Source organism: Mucilaginibacter tolerans, from assembly GCF_030519375.1.
Taxonomy (GTDB): Bacteria; Bacteroidota; Bacteroidia; order Sphingobacteriales; family Sphingobacteriaceae; genus Mucilaginibacter.
The window spans coordinates 318,721-334,612 of record NZ_JAUMKB010000005.1 but is presented as its reverse complement, the minus strand read 5'-3'; the positions used below and the strand labels follow the sequence as shown (position 1 = coordinate 334,612).

Annotated in this window: 12 protein-coding genes; 5 read left to right on the top strand and 7 right to left on the bottom strand. The window is 42.4% G+C overall.

The annotated features are described in order from the left end of the window. Positions 1-16: 16 nt before the first annotated feature. Together Q3A68_RS09885 and Q3A68_RS09880 are read left to right on the top strand one after the other, a co-directional pair. Entirely contained in the window at positions 17-3,280 is a 3,264-nt protein-coding gene (locus Q3A68_RS09885; protein WP_302900911.1) for an efflux RND transporter permease subunit, read from the top strand. Further along, positions 3,261-4,424: an efflux RND transporter periplasmic adaptor subunit gene (locus tag Q3A68_RS09880; RefSeq protein ID WP_302900910.1), complete on the top strand. Its 1,164-nt coding sequence runs from the start codon at positions 3,261-3,263 to the stop codon at positions 4,422-4,424. Before Q3A68_RS09885 ends, Q3A68_RS09880 begins: the two co-directional genes overlap by 20 nt. A 61-nt stretch (positions 4,425-4,485) precedes the next feature. Here the strand turns inward: Q3A68_RS09880 and Q3A68_RS09875 are convergent, their stop codons facing one another. The 3 genes from Q3A68_RS09875 to pyrR are packed head-to-tail and all read right to left on the bottom strand — an operon-like array spanning position 4,486 to position 7,483. Continuing rightward, positions 4,486-5,913 (bottom strand): serine hydrolase domain-containing protein, encoded by a 1,428-nt coding sequence (locus Q3A68_RS09875; RefSeq protein ID WP_302900909.1) that lies wholly within the window; start codon positions 5,911-5,913, stop codon positions 4,486-4,488. A 54-nt stretch (positions 5,914-5,967) separates the two neighbouring features. Next, positions 5,968-6,891: an aspartate carbamoyltransferase catalytic subunit gene (locus Q3A68_RS09870; RefSeq protein WP_302900908.1), complete on the bottom strand. Its 924-nt coding sequence runs from the start codon at positions 6,889-6,891 to the stop codon at positions 5,968-5,970. Between the two features lie 40 nt (positions 6,892-6,931). Then, positions 6,932-7,483, bottom strand: coding sequence for a bifunctional pyr operon transcriptional regulator/uracil phosphoribosyltransferase PyrR (gene pyrR / locus Q3A68_RS09865; RefSeq protein ID WP_302900907.1), 552 nt, complete (start codon positions 7,481-7,483; stop codon positions 6,932-6,934). A gap of 174 nt (positions 7,484-7,657) precedes the next feature. On the opposite strand from pyrR, the gene Q3A68_RS09860 reads away from it, so the two are divergent. Beyond that, a complete protein-coding gene (locus Q3A68_RS09860) occupies positions 7,658-9,259 on the top strand; it encodes an aminopeptidase P family protein (protein WP_302900906.1) in 1,602 nt (533 codons plus the stop codon). 16 nt (positions 9,260-9,275) lie between these two features. Here Q3A68_RS09860 and Q3A68_RS09855 read toward each other — a convergent pair whose 3' ends face one another. The 4 genes from Q3A68_RS09855 to Q3A68_RS09840 form a co-directional block, all read right to left on the bottom strand. Next, positions 9,276-9,677 (bottom strand): ACT domain-containing protein, encoded by a 402-nt coding sequence (locus Q3A68_RS09855; RefSeq protein ID WP_302900905.1) that lies wholly within the window; start codon positions 9,675-9,677, stop codon positions 9,276-9,278. A gap of 30 nt (positions 9,678-9,707) precedes the next feature. Next, positions 9,708-10,013 carry a hypothetical protein gene (locus tag Q3A68_RS09850; RefSeq protein ID WP_302900904.1) on the bottom strand — a complete coding sequence of 102 codons (306 nt, stop codon included), beginning with the start codon at positions 10,011-10,013 and terminating at the stop codon, positions 9,708-9,710. A gap of 88 nt (positions 10,014-10,101) precedes the next feature. Beyond that, positions 10,102-12,057, bottom strand: coding sequence for a 30S ribosomal protein S1 (gene rpsA, locus Q3A68_RS09845; protein WP_302900903.1), 1,956 nt, complete (start codon positions 12,055-12,057; stop codon positions 10,102-10,104). Between the two features lie 131 nt (positions 12,058-12,188). Further along, positions 12,189-12,860 (bottom strand): hypothetical protein, encoded by a 672-nt coding sequence (locus Q3A68_RS09840; protein WP_302900902.1) that lies wholly within the window; start codon positions 12,858-12,860, stop codon positions 12,189-12,191. Positions 12,861-13,001: 141 nt separating this feature from the next. Between Q3A68_RS09840 and tyrS the strand changes: the two genes are divergently transcribed. Both tyrS and Q3A68_RS09830 read left to right on the top strand, forming a co-directional pair. Continuing rightward, positions 13,002-14,285 carry a tyrosine--tRNA ligase gene (tyrS, locus tag Q3A68_RS09835; RefSeq protein ID WP_302900901.1) on the top strand — a complete coding sequence of 428 codons (1,284 nt, stop codon included), beginning with the start codon at positions 13,002-13,004 and terminating at the stop codon, positions 14,283-14,285. 142 nt (positions 14,286-14,427) lie between these two features. Next, positions 14,428-15,891: a tetratricopeptide repeat protein gene (locus tag Q3A68_RS09830; protein ID WP_302900900.1), complete on the top strand. Its 1,464-nt coding sequence runs from the start codon at positions 14,428-14,430 to the stop codon at positions 15,889-15,891. Position 15,892: the final 1 nt, after the last annotated feature.

Genomic DNA, 15,892 nt, shown 5'->3' with positions numbered 1-15,892 from the left:
AAACAAAACACAAATAATGGGAATGATTAAAGGCGCACTGCAAAAACCGATAACCATATTGGTGATCGTTGCGGGCCTATTCTTTTTCGGGATCAATGCGGTCCGCACCATCAAGATCGATATCTTCCCCGATCTTAATCTGCCGGTGATCTATGTGTCTCACCCTTATGGCGGTTTTACTCCCGACCAGATGGAGGCATATTTCGGTAAACAATATGTGAACCTGCTGTTGTTCGTTTCCGGTGTTAAAAGCATCGAAACAAAAAATATACAGGGATTAACCCTGATAAAAGTTACGTTTTATGAGGGCACTAATATGGCCCAAGCCGCCGCGGAGGTGACGGCCTATACCAACAGGGCGCAGTCGGCCTTCCCGCAGGGATCGCAGCCGCCATTTATACTCCGGTTTGATGCCTCGACACTTCCCGTAGGACAATTGGTATTGAGCAGCCCTACCCGAAGTAATAATGAGTTGCTCGATTATGCGCTGGTTTATGTTCGGTCGTCGTTTACCTCCATTCCCGGATTGGTTGCGCCGGCACCATTTGGGGGTAACCAACGTACAGTGGTTATTAAAATCGATCCTGCATTACTTCGTGCTCACAATCTGACACCTGATCAGATCGTACAGGCTTTGCGCGACAATAATCAGAATACGCCGGCGGGTAACGTGCGTGTAGGTGATTTTAACTACCTGGCGCCATCAAATACCACCATTAAAAAAGTACCTCAATTTGGGGACATCCCGCTGATAAAGAATGGCGTGCAGACCGTATTTATGCGGGATGTAGCTACTGTGGAAGACGGTGCCGATATCACCAACGGTTATACCCTTATCAATGGTAAACGTTCAGTTTATCTGCCTATTACCAAATCGGCTGATGCGTCTACATGGGAAGTGGTGCAAAACCTTAAAAAGGCGATCCCAAAATTCCAGGCATTGCTGCCGCCTGATGTGAAGCTCTCATTCGTGTTCGACCAATCGGTTTATGTAATCAACGCAGTAAAGAGTTTGGCTGAGGAAGGCGCTATCGGTGCAATTCTAACAGGTTTAATGGTATTGCTGTTTTTAGGTGACAGGCGCGGTGCTTTAATCGTAATCCTTACGATACCTACCTGTGTGATATCGGGTATATTCTTCCTGTCGCTTTTTCATCAAACCATCAATATAATGACGCTGAGTGGCCTGTCGCTTGCCATCGGTATTTTGGTTGACGAGTCGACGGTGACAATAGAAAATATTCACCAGCACTTTGATATGGGCAAACCCAAGGCGTTGGCCATATGGGATGCCTGCAAGGAAATCGCTTTCCCAAAATTGCTGATCCTTTTTTGTATACTGGCGGTGTTTGCCCCGGCGATTACCATGAAAGGTATACCTGGTGCGTTGTTCCTGCCGCTGTCAATGGCTATCGCTTTTTCTATGATCACGTCATATGTATTGGCACAAACCTTTGTGCCCATCATGGCCAATTGGCTGATGAAAAATGAGCATGAGGACAAAAACTATGCAGCAAAACACGATGAGCAGGACGAGCAGGATCAATGGCAACTGAAAGAGGAAGCCATTAAGATGACAATAGAACATCATGGCGACGGTAAAGTTAGCCGCTTTGAACGGTTTCGTGAGTGGTACATGGAATGGATGGACAAATTCCTGATGCCTAACAAAAAATTGGTAGTAATATTCTATGTAGTCACTGCATTGGGTTTTGCAGGTATATTGTTTAGTGTTATTGGCCGCGATGTATTGCCCAAAGTAAACTCCGGCGCTTTCCAGATGCGCTTACGCGGTCCGGACGGTACCAGGCTGGAGCGTACTGAAGCTACAACGCTGGAAACACTGCACATACTGGAAAAACTGGTAGGAAAAAATAATTTAGCCATATCATCGAGCATGGTGGGTTCGCACCCTTCGTCATTTTCAACCAACCCGATCTACCTGTTTATGGCTGGTCCGCAGGAAGCAGTAATGCAGGTGAGCCTGAACGAGAATTATAAGGTGAACCTGGATGATTTAAAGGAACGCATCAGGGATACCATGAAAAAGGCGCTGCCGAATGTAAAAATTTCTTTCGAGCCAATTGAATTGACCGATAAAATTCTGAGCCAGGGATCACCAACACCAATTGAAGTATCACTGACTGGAAAGAATAAAAAGCAGAACCAGGAGTATGCTTATAAAGTGATTAAACAGTTAAAGGCTGTTCCATACCTGCGTGATATACAGATAGCGCAGTCATTTAAATACCCAGCTATAAGTATTAATATCGATCGCGTACGAGCAGCTGAATTAGGAGTTAGTATTAATGATATATCCCGGACGCTAACGGCTTCTACTTCATCATCCCGCTTTACAGAGAAGAATAACTGGATAGACGAGAAAGCAGGATTGAGTTACCTTGTACAGGTAGAGGTGCCGGAATATAAAATGTCAAGCCTGAATGATATTCGCGAAATACCGGTAGTTGCTAATCAGCCCAGACCAGTGTTAGGCGATGTGGCCGAGGTGAAGATAGATACGACCAATGGTGAAAATGACGATATCGGCGCTGTGCCGACACTTTCTGTAACGGCCAATATCAACAAAAAAGATTTAGGTACTGCAACCAATGACGTGCACAAAGCATTAGAAGGTTTGGGAAAACCACCCCGTGGCTTAACAGTTGAGCTGCGTGGCATGGCCCAAACGCTGACTGAAACATTAGATAGTTTGCAATCTGGTTTGTTGGTAGCTATTCTGGTTATATTCCTGATGCTTGCGGCTAACTTTCAGTCGTTCAAAGTATCGCTGGTGGTATTGTGTACGGTTCCGGCGGTATTGGGGGGCGCATTGTTCCTGGTAATGATAACTGGTGCTACGTTGAACCTGCAATCATACATGGGGATGATTATGTCGGTAGGGGTGTCTATTTCTAATGCTGTCCTATTGGTTACCAATGCCGAAGAGTTGCGCAAACATAACGGCGATGCATTAAAATCGGCGCGTGAAGCTGTAGCTTTGCGTATCAGGCCAATTTTAATGACCAGTTTGGCGATGGTGGTGGGTATGCTTCCGATGGCATCGGGTTTAGGCGAAGGCGGTGACCAGACCTCTCCGTTGGGCCGCGCCGTAATTGGCGGTCTGCTGGCTTCGACATTTGCCGCGCTGATCGTACTGCCGCTGGTTTTTGCCTGGGTACAGGGCAATACCTCTACCGAATCTGTATCATTAGACCCTGAAGATAAAGAAAGTAAATTCTATGTCCCTTTGCATCATCATGAAAACCCTAAAAAATAAATCACTTATTATTCTTGCCTGCCTGGTAGCAGGTGTGGGCCTGCTGAGCTCCTGCGGCCCGAACAAAAAAGAAAAGGACGAGCAGCAACAGACTGTGGAAGCAGAGAATGCATTGGATACACCCACTGTGGCGCTGATCTCCGCTGCAAAAGGTAAGCTAAGTTCAAGCATTACGGTGCCGGGCGAGTTGCAGCCTTTTTTACAGGTAGATCTGTACGCCAAGATCAACAGCTATGTAAAGACATTACTGGTTGACATAGGCTCTCAGGTTCACAAAGGGCAGTTATTGGCTACTTTAGAGGCACCTGAAATCAACTCACAGCTGGAAGAAGCTAAATCAAGAATACAACAAAACAAGGCTATACTTTTTGCAAGCAAGGCTACTTATGACAGGTTATACCACACAAGTAAAACACCTGGTACTGTATCTCTGAATGATCTTGAGCAGGCACAAGCTAAAATGCGCTCAGATTCAGCCAATGTTGAAGCGGCAAAATCAGCTTATAGGGTAATAATAGCTAACCTGGATTACTTACAGATACGTGCACCTTTTGATGGGGTTATTACAGTTCGTAATATCAACCTGGGTACTTATGTTGGTCCTGCGGGTGGCGGTTCAAGTCAACCTTTATTTGTTATTCAGGATCATAAGCGTTTACGTTTAGTAATATCTGTACCTGAAAATTATACCAACGGTTTGAATGATAAGACCGAAGTATCATTTTCTGTAAAAGCGTTGCAAGGTGAAAAATTCACTGGTCAGGTGAAACGTCTTGCCGGAGCACTGGATCAGAAGTTGCGTTCTGAGCGCCTGGAAATAGATGTTTTAAATAAAGACAACAAATTGTTGCCTAATATGTATGCCGATGTAAATGTTCCTCTGCCTTCAAGGGACGACGCTTTGATTGTTCCTAAGACCGCTGTGGTAACATCTACTGAAAAAGTATTTGTGATCAGGGTTGTTAATAATCGTGCCGAATGGGTTGATGTACGCAAAGGCCTGGAAAGCGATAATAAAATAGCGATACATGGCGATATTCATCCTGGCGATGAACTGGTGGAGAAAGCATCTGAGGAGATCAGAAATGGTTCACCGGTAAAGACTGACCCCGGTAAAAAAGCCGCGGAATTAACAGAGAAATAGAGACTTAGAGATTAATGATTGGAGATTAGGAAACGTCGTTATAATTTTATAGCGGCGTTTTTTATTGGAATTTCTTAATCAAATTTATACCTAAATCACTTGTGTTGATCGCAGAATTAGATAAGACAACCACCGCTAATCCTTTTTCTATATTAAATGCCATGAAGCTGTTGCAGCCGTAAGTCCCGCCATCATGGAAATAATATTCAACACCATTAGCAACAATGATATGCCATGCTAACCCGAGTTTGGCATCCTTGTTAAAGGTTACCTGGTGGGCAAGATCAAATGCTTTGGATAACCTGGTATCGCTTTTGGTCATATTGGCCTTCACATACAATAACAAATCATTAACTGTTGACCTTAATGCTCCGCACGGTGCAAGCGTGTTAAAGCTCCATGGGGATGTTGCCTTGCCATCTTCGTTATAAACGGTTACAAAATGCTGTTTTTGATTGTAGCTGAGATGTTGTGCCGTACTTTGCATGACCAGCGGTGTGCAAATGACCTCCTTAACCATCTCTTCAAATGTTTCTCCGCTCACCTGCTCTAATATTGTGCCTAACAGACCAACTGCAAGATTTGAATAAGCATAAGTTTCGCCAGGTTTGCTGTTCAGTTTGCAGGACTTCAAATATTCGTAAAGATGCTGTCTGTTGTAATCTTTATAAGGATCATACGGATCACTTGAATGGAATTCGAAGTTATCAGGCAAGCGTGGCAAGCCGGATGTATGATTGCTTAGCATTTCAAGTGTAATCCCCTGTAGCGCTTTATTGGAGGCAACTGAATCAGGCAGGTATTTGATAATAGGGGCTGCCAGCTTTACTTTGCCTTCATTAGCATAATAAGCCAGTAACGTAGCCGTAAATGTTTTGGTGATAGAGCCGATCTCGTAAATGGAGTTCGCATCGGGTAGTTTTCCATTGCCGGTAGCAGTTTCGCCATAATTGTAAGTATGAATAACACCATTTTTAATAATCCCAATGCTTAAACCAACAGTATTCGCTTTTTGGATATAACTTCTGGCGGCCGAATCTACTTTTTTATCAGTCAGTGTTCGCATCAGGTTTGATGTCGGTACCGGGTTGAGTTTATCAGCCACCGCTTCTTTGTATGGTTTAAACAGGAACAGTTCGAGCTTATCGTCTTTGTCCAGGGTCATCAGCAATTGTAAAACCCCTGAATCAAACTCCAGTTTATAGGTGCTGAGCTTATTATTTTGAAAACTGATTAATGAAGATTGCCTGATTGGCCCAAGCGGAAAAAGCTGCTGGTCGGCAATACGCTTGAATGTTTCGGCGCTTAATTGCTTTTTGAATAGTTCTCCAGCCAAGCTATAGATTGACTCAGCCTGTCGCTCATTAAAGTATTTGTAAACCAGTGTAAATACAGAATCATTTTTGCGCTGCTGTATGCTTTGAGCATTTGCGGCCACAGAAAACAGGCAAAATGCTACTATGAAGAGTTGCTTGAAGAAGGCTTTCATCAATGCTTTCAATTATTTATAACCGAAAAACAATTGAACATGATATGTGGATAATTATTGTGTTTGTCCGGCAAGCAAATAAAGCACAGCCATGCGGATTGCAACACCGTTCTCAACCTGGTCCAGGATGATGGATTGCTTGCTATCGGCCACATCACTCGTAATTTCTACTCCACGGTTGATTGGCCCCGGGTGCATAATGGTGATTTTTTTATCTAACGAGTCCAGTATTTGCTTATTTAAACCGTACAGCATGCTGTATTCCCGCAATGATGGGAAGTATTTAATATCCTGGCGCTCTAATTGTATGCGCAGCATATTAGCTACATCGCACCAGTTTAGGGCTTTTATAAGATCATGTTCAACCTTTACGCCTAATGCGCCGATATATTTAGGGATCAGAGTAGTAGGTCCACAAACCATTACTTCAGCGCCTAATTGTTTTAGGCAAAGGATGTTTGAAAGCGCCACACGTGAGTGGAGTATATCGCCTATAATAGCTACTTTTTTACCTTCCACATTACCATATCTTTCGCGGATAGAAAAAGCATCCAGCAAGGCCTGGGTCGGATGCTCATGAGCGCCATCGCCTGCATTTACTATCTGGGCTTTAACGTGTTTCGACAGGAAGATACCGGCACCAGCGTACGGGTGACGCATTACCACCATATCCACTTTCATCGCCAGGATGTTGTTTACGGTATCGATCAGCGTTTCGCCCTTGCTTACAGATGAGGATGAGGCCGCAAAGTTTACGACATCAGCAGATAACCTTTTTTCGGCCAGTTCAAATGAAAGACGGGTGCGGGTAGAGTTTTCAAAGAAAATATTGGCAATGGTAACATCGCGCAGGGAGGGAACTTTTTTGATCGGTCGGTTCAAAACAGATTTAAAGCCATCGGCGGTTTCAAATATGAGTTCAATGTCTGCCCTGTTTAAATCTTTTATGCCTAATAAGTGCCTTGTGCTGAGTCCCATTTTTATATCGAATTTCGAATGTCCAATTTCGAATTTGTTTTTATTCTTTATTTGATTCTGATAACAGAACAACTTTGTCTTCTCCGTCGCTTTCCTTCCAGCTTACCACCACTTTTTGTGATGCGATAGAGTCCACCTCAATGCCTACGTAATCGGCGGCTACTGGCAAATGACGTGAGTAACGGCGGTCAACCAGTACCAGTAACTCTACCTTCTCTGGTCTGCCGAAATAGAGCATGCCATCCATTGCGGCGCGGATAGTGCGGCCGGTCCAGAGCACGTCGTCCATCATGATCACTTTTTTACCTTCAATGATAAAATCTATCTTGGTTTGATTGGGTACTAGTTGCGATTCGCGGCGGCGGAAGTCGTCACGATAGAATGTAATATCCAGGTCGCCCTGTAAAATGGTCCTTCCCGGTAGTATTTTTCGCAGTTCTTCGGCTACACGTTTGGCCAAATAAATGCCCCTCGGTTGTATGCCTATTAATACGGAATTGGAAAAATCGTCGTGGTTTTCAATTAACTGACGACATAAACGTTGTATAGTAATCTGAAATTTCTGACCGTCGAGCAGAATAGGGTTTTGCATCTTTGGTTGGATTTGGGCAAAGGTAAGAATTTTGGCGATTAGTTGGCAATATAGTGACCGGTTAACCAGTGATTAGTTATCGGGTGCGTAGTGCATATGGCAAATTCACCTTTTATTAATACTGAAAGGATATGATTTATATAATCACTAAATTGCTGTACTTATCCGCATATCATGAAAATTTATAAAACCATATTTGTTGCTGCACTTACTTGTGTGGTTTCAATTCGCAGCTTTTCCCAAACGATATCAGCGAGTCTGCCGAAGGATTATCTTACAAAAGAATTTCATGCCGGCAGGCGTGACGCGCTCAGGAAACTGATGCCTGATAATTCGGTGACGGTTATATTCGCCTACCCGGAGCGTGTTTTTTCGCGGGATGTTAACTATGCTTATCACCCTAATCCTGACTTGTATTATTTCTCGGGATATAAAGAGACCAGCGCTGTTTTGCTGATTTTCAAGGACACTCAGCATGGGCAGGACGGTGATTATAATGAACTCTTTTTTGTTCAGAGTCGCGACCCGCAGCGGGAACAATGGACCGGCAGGAGACTGGGAGTAGAGGGGGTAAAGAGTAAACTTGGCTTTAGCAAGGTTTATAATAGCGAGGAGTTTGCTAATTCGCCTGTCGATCTGAAAAAATTCAGCACGGTTTTGTATGACGGCATTCCGGAGGATGAAGGAAATATGAAAGGCCTGTATAACGCTTTCAGAAATAAGGTTAATGTACCGGAAATGGATAAGGACGTGCAGGAGGTTGTTAGTATGATTGCACAACGCGGTAATCCTGGAAATATTGGTCGCATTATGACTTATTTCAAGGGGAAATTTGAGCAGCCGGAATATAAGGACAATGAATTTCTTGGTCCTTTTATTAACAAGCCAGACTCGATTAGTCTCGCCGAACTTAAATCGAAATATAATGCCCGGTTTGGCGGGTTAGCTGCCTATGCAGATGAGATGAACGCCCTGCGTGGCGTGAAGCAACCCGAGGAAGTAGAATTGGTGAAAAAGGCAGTAGAAATATCCAGTATTGCTCATGCTGAAGTAATGCGTGCAATAAAACCGGGTATGTCTGAACGGGAGTTGCAGGGCATCTTCGAATACGTACATAAAAAGTATGGTGCAGAAGATGAAGGCTATCCGCCGATTGTGGGTGCCGGGGCCAATGGTTGTATACTGCATTACGAGGAAAACAATGTAACAGAGGTGAATAATCAGCTGGTGCTGATGGATGTAGCTGCTGAGTATCATGGCTATTCAGCTGACGTAACGCGCACTGTGCCGGCAAATGGTAAGTTTACCGAGGAACAAAAGGCTATTTATCAATTGGTTTATGATGCGCAGGAGGAGGTATTTAAACTTTGTAAGGATGGTGTGCCATATAGCCAATTGGAGGATAAAACAGAAGAGATATTGGCTAACGGTTTAATAAAGCTGGGTATTATCAGTAAAGCTGAGGATGTAAGAACTTACTATCCACACGGTGTTTCTCATCATATGGGCCTGGATGTGCATGACAAGGGAGAATATGGAAAGCCATTAAAAGAAAATATGATCATTACAGTTGAACCGGGTATCTATATCCCGGCAGGTAGCAAATGCGATAAAAAGTGGTGGGATATTGGTGTGCGTATCGAAGATGACGTAGTGATAGGAAAAGATAAATGTACTTTGTTATCTATTGATGCACCGCGCAAATGGCAGGACGTAGAAAAGATGGTTGCCGATAGAAGTATTTTTGATCTGGCTAAGTTTCCGCCGTTGAAGTAGGCTTTCTTAACAATGCTCAGCGATTATCTTCGGATAATTGTCTGAGTACTTTCATTGCTTTGGCAGCGTCCTGTTGAGCAACAAAAATATGATCATGATAATAGGCAGCCACTACGTTGCAACTGATGGATGCTTCGGCGAGGGCTTTTGAAAATGCAGCAGTAAGACCAACTGCATCAAGTGCGGAGTGAATAGTAAGAGTTATCCATGAAGCGACATACGAATATTCATAACTCAGCTTATCAGCTAATGTCTTATTAAGGATAACAGTCCACCCTTCTTCTTCTTTGAATGTGCCTATGATGTTGTCAGGATTAAGGCTACCCATGGAAGAGAGCGCACAAAAAACATATTCACCCTCATTTAGTACAGGTGTCATGTTTTTTAACAAAGAATGGATGTCAGTTTCGCCACTCATTTGAACAAATATTATAATAGTGCAGCGGCCTTATAAATTAGCCAGAACACTAACACAAAACGTTACGGTGAAATAAACGATTACCCCCAAAACAATAATGATCAGCATATCGGCGAATAATTTTCCCCCGGTCGGTTTAAACATTTTGGAGTAGATAAAACCAATATAACTGATGATACTTACCAGTCCGCTAATAATTGCTATTGCCACATAAAGGACATGGGGTACATCAAAACGGGTATTTACGCCACGCATCAATATGGTTATGATAAGAGCGACGACAACCATAAAAGCGAAAGTCTTTGGATTGCGTTCTTCAGGAGTTGGGTTCTTCATGTGGTAAATGTAATAATATCGGTATGCTAAACAAAAAAGCCCCGCTCGCCATAGCGAACAGGGCTTAAAGGATTTAATTTATTTAAGCTTATTTTGCTTCCTCTTCAGATTTCTTGGCCTTTTTAGCTTTGCTTTCAGCACCTTCCATCTGTTCTTTTAGCTGAGCCAATACGCTCAGATCGCCTAAAGTTGATTTTTCAACCGAATCTTTCACTTTCTTCACTGCGTTAGTAGCTGCTTTAGCTTCTTTCTTGCGGCTTTCGAATTCCTGTACACGGGCTTCAGCGCGTTGCTCTTCCCAGATACGTGAGTGTGAAATAACGATACGTTTGTTCTCTTTGTTAAATTCAATGATCTTGAATTCAGCAACATCATCAGCTTTTAAGCTCTTGCCATCTTCCCTAACGGTGTGTTTGATAGGAGCGAAGCCTTCAACACCATAAGGTAAAGCAACGATAGCACCTTTGTCGGTTACTTTCAATACGGTACCTTCATGTATTGAATCAATAGTGAAGATAGTTTCGAAAGTATCCCAAGGGTTTTCTTCCAGCTGTTTGTGACCTAAGCTCAGCTTGCGGTTCTCAACATCCAGTTCCAATACAACCACATTCAGTTTTTCACCAACTTTAGTGAATTCGTTAGGGTGGTTAACTTTCTTAGACCATGAAAGGTCAGAGATGTGGATCAAGCCGTCGATGCCGTCTTCCAGTTCAACAAACACGCCGAAATTGGTCATGTTCTTAACGGTTGCAACGTGCTGAGTGCCGATAGCATATTTCTCCGCAGCATGCTGCCATGGATCAGGCGTTAATTGTTTAATGCCTAATGACATTTTGCGCTCGTCGCGGTCTAAAGTCAATACCTGAGCTTCAACCTCGTCGCCCACTTTCAGGAATTCCTGAGGGTTGCGCAGGTTTTGTGACCATGACATTTCTGATACGTGGATCAAACCCTCAACACCAGGGATGATCTCTAAGAATGCGCCGTAATCAGCAACGGTAACAATTTTGCCTTTAACTTTTGAACCTACAACGATGTTTTCGTCAAGCGACTGCCAAGGGTGCGGGGTCAATTGTTTCAAGCCAAGGGCAATACGTTTTTTCTCGTCATCAAAGTCAAGCACCACCACATTGATCTTCTGGTCAAGCGATAATACTTCTCTCGGATGCTCGATACGGCCCCATGAAATATCGGTAATGTGCAGTAAGCCGTCAACACCACCCAAGTCGATGAATACACCGAAGTCAGTAATGTTTTTAACGGTACCTTCCAGTACCTGGCCTTTTTCAAGTTTGGCCACAATTTCAGTTTTTTGGTTTTCCAGATCGTCTTCGATCAGCACTTTGTGCGATACCACTACGTTTTTAAACTCGTGGTTGATCTTAACAACTTTGAATTCCATTGTTTTGCCCACATACACGTCATAATCCCTGATTGGTTTAATGTCGATCTGTGAGCCTGGTAAGAAGGCTTCAACGCCCATTATATCTACGATCAAGCCACCTTTAGTTCTGCTCTTAACAAAGCCGGTGATGATCTCGTCATTATCCAATGCGGAATTAATTCTTTCCCATGATTTCTGTGTTTTTGCACGTTTGCGTGAAAGTACCAACTGGCCGTTAGCATCTTCCTGCGATTCAACAAAAACTTCAACAGTGTCACCGATTTTCAGATCAGGTGTATCACGGAATTCTGATAATGATACCAAACCATCAGATTTAAAGCCGATGTTCAATACCACATCTTTGCTGTTAACATTTACAACTGTACCGGTGATAATTTCGCCTTTGTTGATAGAACTGAAAGTGCCATCATACAATTTTTCTAATTTTTCACGCTCGGCATCGTTGTAATTGCCAAATTTTTTGTCGTCAGCATCCCAATCGAAATCTTCGTTTGATGATGTGATTTTTGATTTGATCTCTTCGATCGATAATGAATCAGCTTCTGATTCAATGTTTTCTTTTTCTTTGGTTGCTGTAACTGCATCTAGTTCAGCTTCCTTAGCTTTTAATTCTTTTTCTGCTTCTTGTTTTTTTGCCAAAATAAATTTTCTCCTTTTCCCAATACAATTGGGACTGCAAAGGTACGGATATATTTTTGAGTAATAAAAAAATATTTTACTCTTAAACGCTGGCTTTTAGGCGCTTTTGTTGGCTTTTTGTACCTCGGGTATTAGTTGCGCGGTAGCAACTCCGATATATGATTAAAAATATCTATGAAATCCACCAGCATGGCATTACGATATGCAGTTATCAATGCTGTCATCCGTTCTTCTTGTTCCTTTGTGAACGGGTCTTTCCAAACCCGCATACAAATGCGCTTAAGTGCATAGGTCACCTGGTTATTTTGAGCATAAGTTTCCAGGTATCGGCTCCTTTTAAACTCCTCAAAGAATTTAAAGAAACGGTCGGTATCGCTCAGGCTTGAAAAGTTGAGGAACTCTTTAATAACTCCGGTATCGCAGGAGTCTAAATGGGTATAAAAATCATCTGTAGAAATTTTCCCTGTGGTGATCAGCAGGTTATCCAGTATGATCTCCAAAGCGATGTGCCCCAGGAAAAACGGCTTTACAGGCGAACCCACTATCGCTGGCGCCAGCAGATTCTTTAAGGCATGGGAGCGTGCGATGAAAAAACCAGAAGAATGAAAAAATTTATCTACCTCCAGGTGCTTTCGCCAGCCTAAAATAATGTCGTTGATATTTTTGTCGGGGTGACGAAGTTTTTCGGGGTGGATGATGATACTCTTATCGGCATTTTTCAATAAATCAGGCAGTACCGTACCTAGCGTATGGTAACAGTTGGTGGTGTCCCTGTCGAAGTAGAAGTGCGATAGAAAATTCATAAATATTCACTTTCCGGCGAATTAAGTCTGCTTAAAATAAGCAAATTTTTCGACTATTGTTTAAGGTAAACGTAAAAAAGAGATTTTCGGCTATTCTGCTATCTTTGCAGTCCCGATAACTATCAGGATAACACGAATACAATGAATTTTGTTGAAGAACTACGCTGGCGCGGCATGCTGCATGATATAATGCCCGGAACTGAAGAATTACTGAATAAGGATATAGTGGCAGGCTATATTGGTTTTGACCCGACCGCTGATTCGCTGCATGTAGGTAGCCTGGCCCAGATCATGACGCTGATCCATTTTCAGCGGGCTGGCCATAAGCCCTTTGCCCTGGTTGGAGGCGCCACAGGTATGGTGGGCGATCCGTCGGGCAAATCTGCCGAGCGTAATTTGTTATCCGAAGATGTTTTGCAGCACAACCTGGCGGGCATACAAAAGCAGTTAGAAAAATTTCTTGATTTTGATTGCGGCACCAATAGTGCTCAGATGGTAAATAACTACGACTGGTTTAAAAACTACACCTTCCTGAATTTTATACGTGACGTAGGTAAGCATATCACAGTAAATTATATGATGGCCAAAGATTCGGTGAAGAACCGCATCAGCGGCGATACCGGTATGTCGTTTACCGAATTTACTTACCAGCTTGTTCAGGGGTACGATTTTTACTACCTGTGGAAGCATCATAACTGCGCACTGCAGATGGGAGGCTCCGATCAGTGGGGAAATATCGTTACCGGTACTGAATTGATTCGTCGTAAAGATGGGGGTGAAGCTTATGCGCTAACTACGCAATTAATCAAGAAATCAGATGGCACAAAATTCGGTAAAACCGAAGGGGGAAACATTTGGCTCGACCCGGCTAAAACGTCACCTTATAAGTTTTATCAATTCTGGTTGAATACGACAGACGAGGATGCAAAGGCATATATCCGGATATTTACCTTATTCGATAAGGAAACCATTGAAGCTATAGAAGCTGAACATGATGTTGCACCGCATCAACGGGCATTGCAAAAGGCTTTAGCGAAGGATATTACTACCCGTACCCACGGTGAAAGAGAATATGAAAAAGCAATTCAGTCATCTGAATTCCTATTTGGAAATATCAGCATAGAGTTTTTGAACGAACTCACGGAAGATGAGGTATTAGGGTTGTTTGAAGGTGTACCGAATTTTACCATTGCTTTGAGCGAATTAAATGAGGGCATCAACGTAGTAGAACTGCTTGGTGCTAAAACGGGCGTTTTCCCATCAAAAGGCGAAGCAAAAAAGATGATACAGGGAGGCGGAGTGGCTGTTAATAAGACTAAAGTTGGCTCTCCGGATGATATTTACAATGCCAGTCATTTGATAGCCGGAAAGTTTATTGTAGCGCAAAAGGGTAAGAAAAATTACTTTCTGATCATAGCAGCTTAGACGAAACACTTTTAACATAAAGTATAAGGCAGAGGATAATAAGTCTTCTGCCTTTATTATTTTCGTGAACAATTTTTTGCTGATAACGAAGTTTTTAGACTGATTTTCTTTAGTTTACTTTAAAAAGTAATAACATTAACCTATGATTAAAGTGCGATTGGTTGGCATCTTCATTTTTTTGTTTTTGGGAGGTGCATTTGCTGCTCAGGCAACCATCAAAAACGACAGCCTTACATCTATACTAAAGAATAAGGATGCATCTGTAAAGAAGCGTAACCTTATACTTTACCTTCGTTTTGCCTTTGGAGACATGCCTCTTAAAGACCTGGCGCAGGCAAAGACGCAGACGACGCAAATATTACAGGCCACCCATGAGCCGGACAGTGAAGGTTTGATCCTTTTTATAGATGGAATATGTCAATATAGAGAAAAGAACTATTCCGATGCTCAAAACACTTTTCTTAAAGCAATACAAAAAGCCGATCAGAATGAAGATCATTATTTATTGTATGCCTGTTTTACCCACATGGCCTTTATAGAAAACGAGCAGGGGGATGAAATACAAGCTATATCTGATTTTAGAGCAGCTAAGAAAGAGGCCACTATTGTTAATGATGCTTACCTTCAAATAGTAATAGATATTAACCTTTCAGATATCTATTACAGAAATAAAATGTTTAATCCTGCCTTGTTTTACCTCAATGAAGCGCAATCATTGATCACTTCAAACCGGGTCAACATTCAACGGATGGAACACAGTGTTATCAATAACAAAGCAGAGGTTTATTATCAGCTTAAAGATCTTGATTCGCTAAAAAAATATAACAGGATTTTACATGAAGCAAAAGAGGGGAGCGTTGGGCTATACACCTTTCAAAAAAGAACTGACTATTATGTGGATATGCTCAGGAAAAAATATCCCGAAGTGATCTCAACAATCACCGCTTTGCGGGCAGACGCCGCCTACCACTTTGATATTATTGATGAAAATTGCCTGGCGGATGCTTATTTTGAATCGGGGCAGCTGGATTCTGCAAAATCAGTTGTTCAAAGATTAATTGGTAATAGCAGGGGTAAGAACCACGCGGAGTTAAATCTTTACCTGTACAAGTTATTGGGTGATATTGAGGATGGAAAAGGTAATCCAAACGGAGCAGAACTTGCTTATAAAATGGCCCTGTTGCAGTCTCTGGAACAATTGAAGCGGCTGATTAATGTAGGTTCGATTTCATCGCAAATAAGCATAGATCAGGTTCAAAACTCTTATGCACTTAGGACGGAAACATTCAAACGGGAGCGACTATGGCTCATTTTTATCATAAGCATAGCGGGTTTATTGATCGTATTTGGCGCATTGCTTTATTACAATGTGCACCGGAAAAAATACTATGAAAAGCTGCTGTTTGAATCAAAAAAAAATGAAATAGCCTTTATTAATTCGCACGAAGTCCGAAGGCATTCATCCAATTTAATGGGTATTATGCAAATGATAAATCAGGGAGATAATAAATACGAGAACTTTGTCGAGGCAGAGCAATATTTGCAAACTGAGCTTACTAACCTTGACAATGCAATAAAAAATATTTCGAACAAGTTGAATAATTGAC

Bases quoted from the DNA above. Each gene is read 5' to 3' on its own strand.
- Q3A68_RS09885 (WP_302900911.1), top strand. From the start codon at position 17: ATGGGAATGATTAAAGGCGCACTGCAAAAACCGATAACCATATTGGTG.
- Q3A68_RS09880 (WP_302900910.1), top strand. From the start codon at position 3,261: ATGAAAACCCTAAAAAATAAATCACTTATTATTCTTGCCTGCCTGGTA.
- Q3A68_RS09875 (WP_302900909.1), bottom strand. From the start codon at position 5,913: ATGAAAGCCTTCTTCAAGCAACTCTTCATAGTAGCATTTTGCCTGTTT.
- Q3A68_RS09870 (WP_302900908.1), bottom strand. From the start codon at position 6,891: ATGGGACTCAGCACAAGGCACTTATTAGGCATAAAAGATTTAAACAGG.
- pyrR (WP_302900907.1), bottom strand. From the start codon at position 7,483: ATGCAAAACCCTATTCTGCTCGACGGTCAGAAATTTCAGATTACTATA.
- Q3A68_RS09860 (WP_302900906.1), top strand. From the start codon at position 7,658: ATGAAAATTTATAAAACCATATTTGTTGCTGCACTTACTTGTGTGGTT.
- Q3A68_RS09855 (WP_302900905.1), bottom strand. From the start codon at position 9,677: ATGAGTGGCGAAACTGACATCCATTCTTTGTTAAAAAACATGACACCT.
- Q3A68_RS09850 (WP_302900904.1), bottom strand. From the start codon at position 10,013: ATGAAGAACCCAACTCCTGAAGAACGCAATCCAAAGACTTTCGCTTTT.
- Q3A68_RS09840 (WP_302900902.1), bottom strand. From the start codon at position 12,860: ATGAATTTTCTATCGCACTTCTACTTCGACAGGGACACCACCAACTGT.
- tyrS (WP_302900901.1), top strand. From the start codon at position 13,002: ATGAATTTTGTTGAAGAACTACGCTGGCGCGGCATGCTGCATGATATA.
- Q3A68_RS09830 (WP_302900900.1), top strand. From the start codon at position 14,428: ATGATTAAAGTGCGATTGGTTGGCATCTTCATTTTTTTGTTTTTGGGA.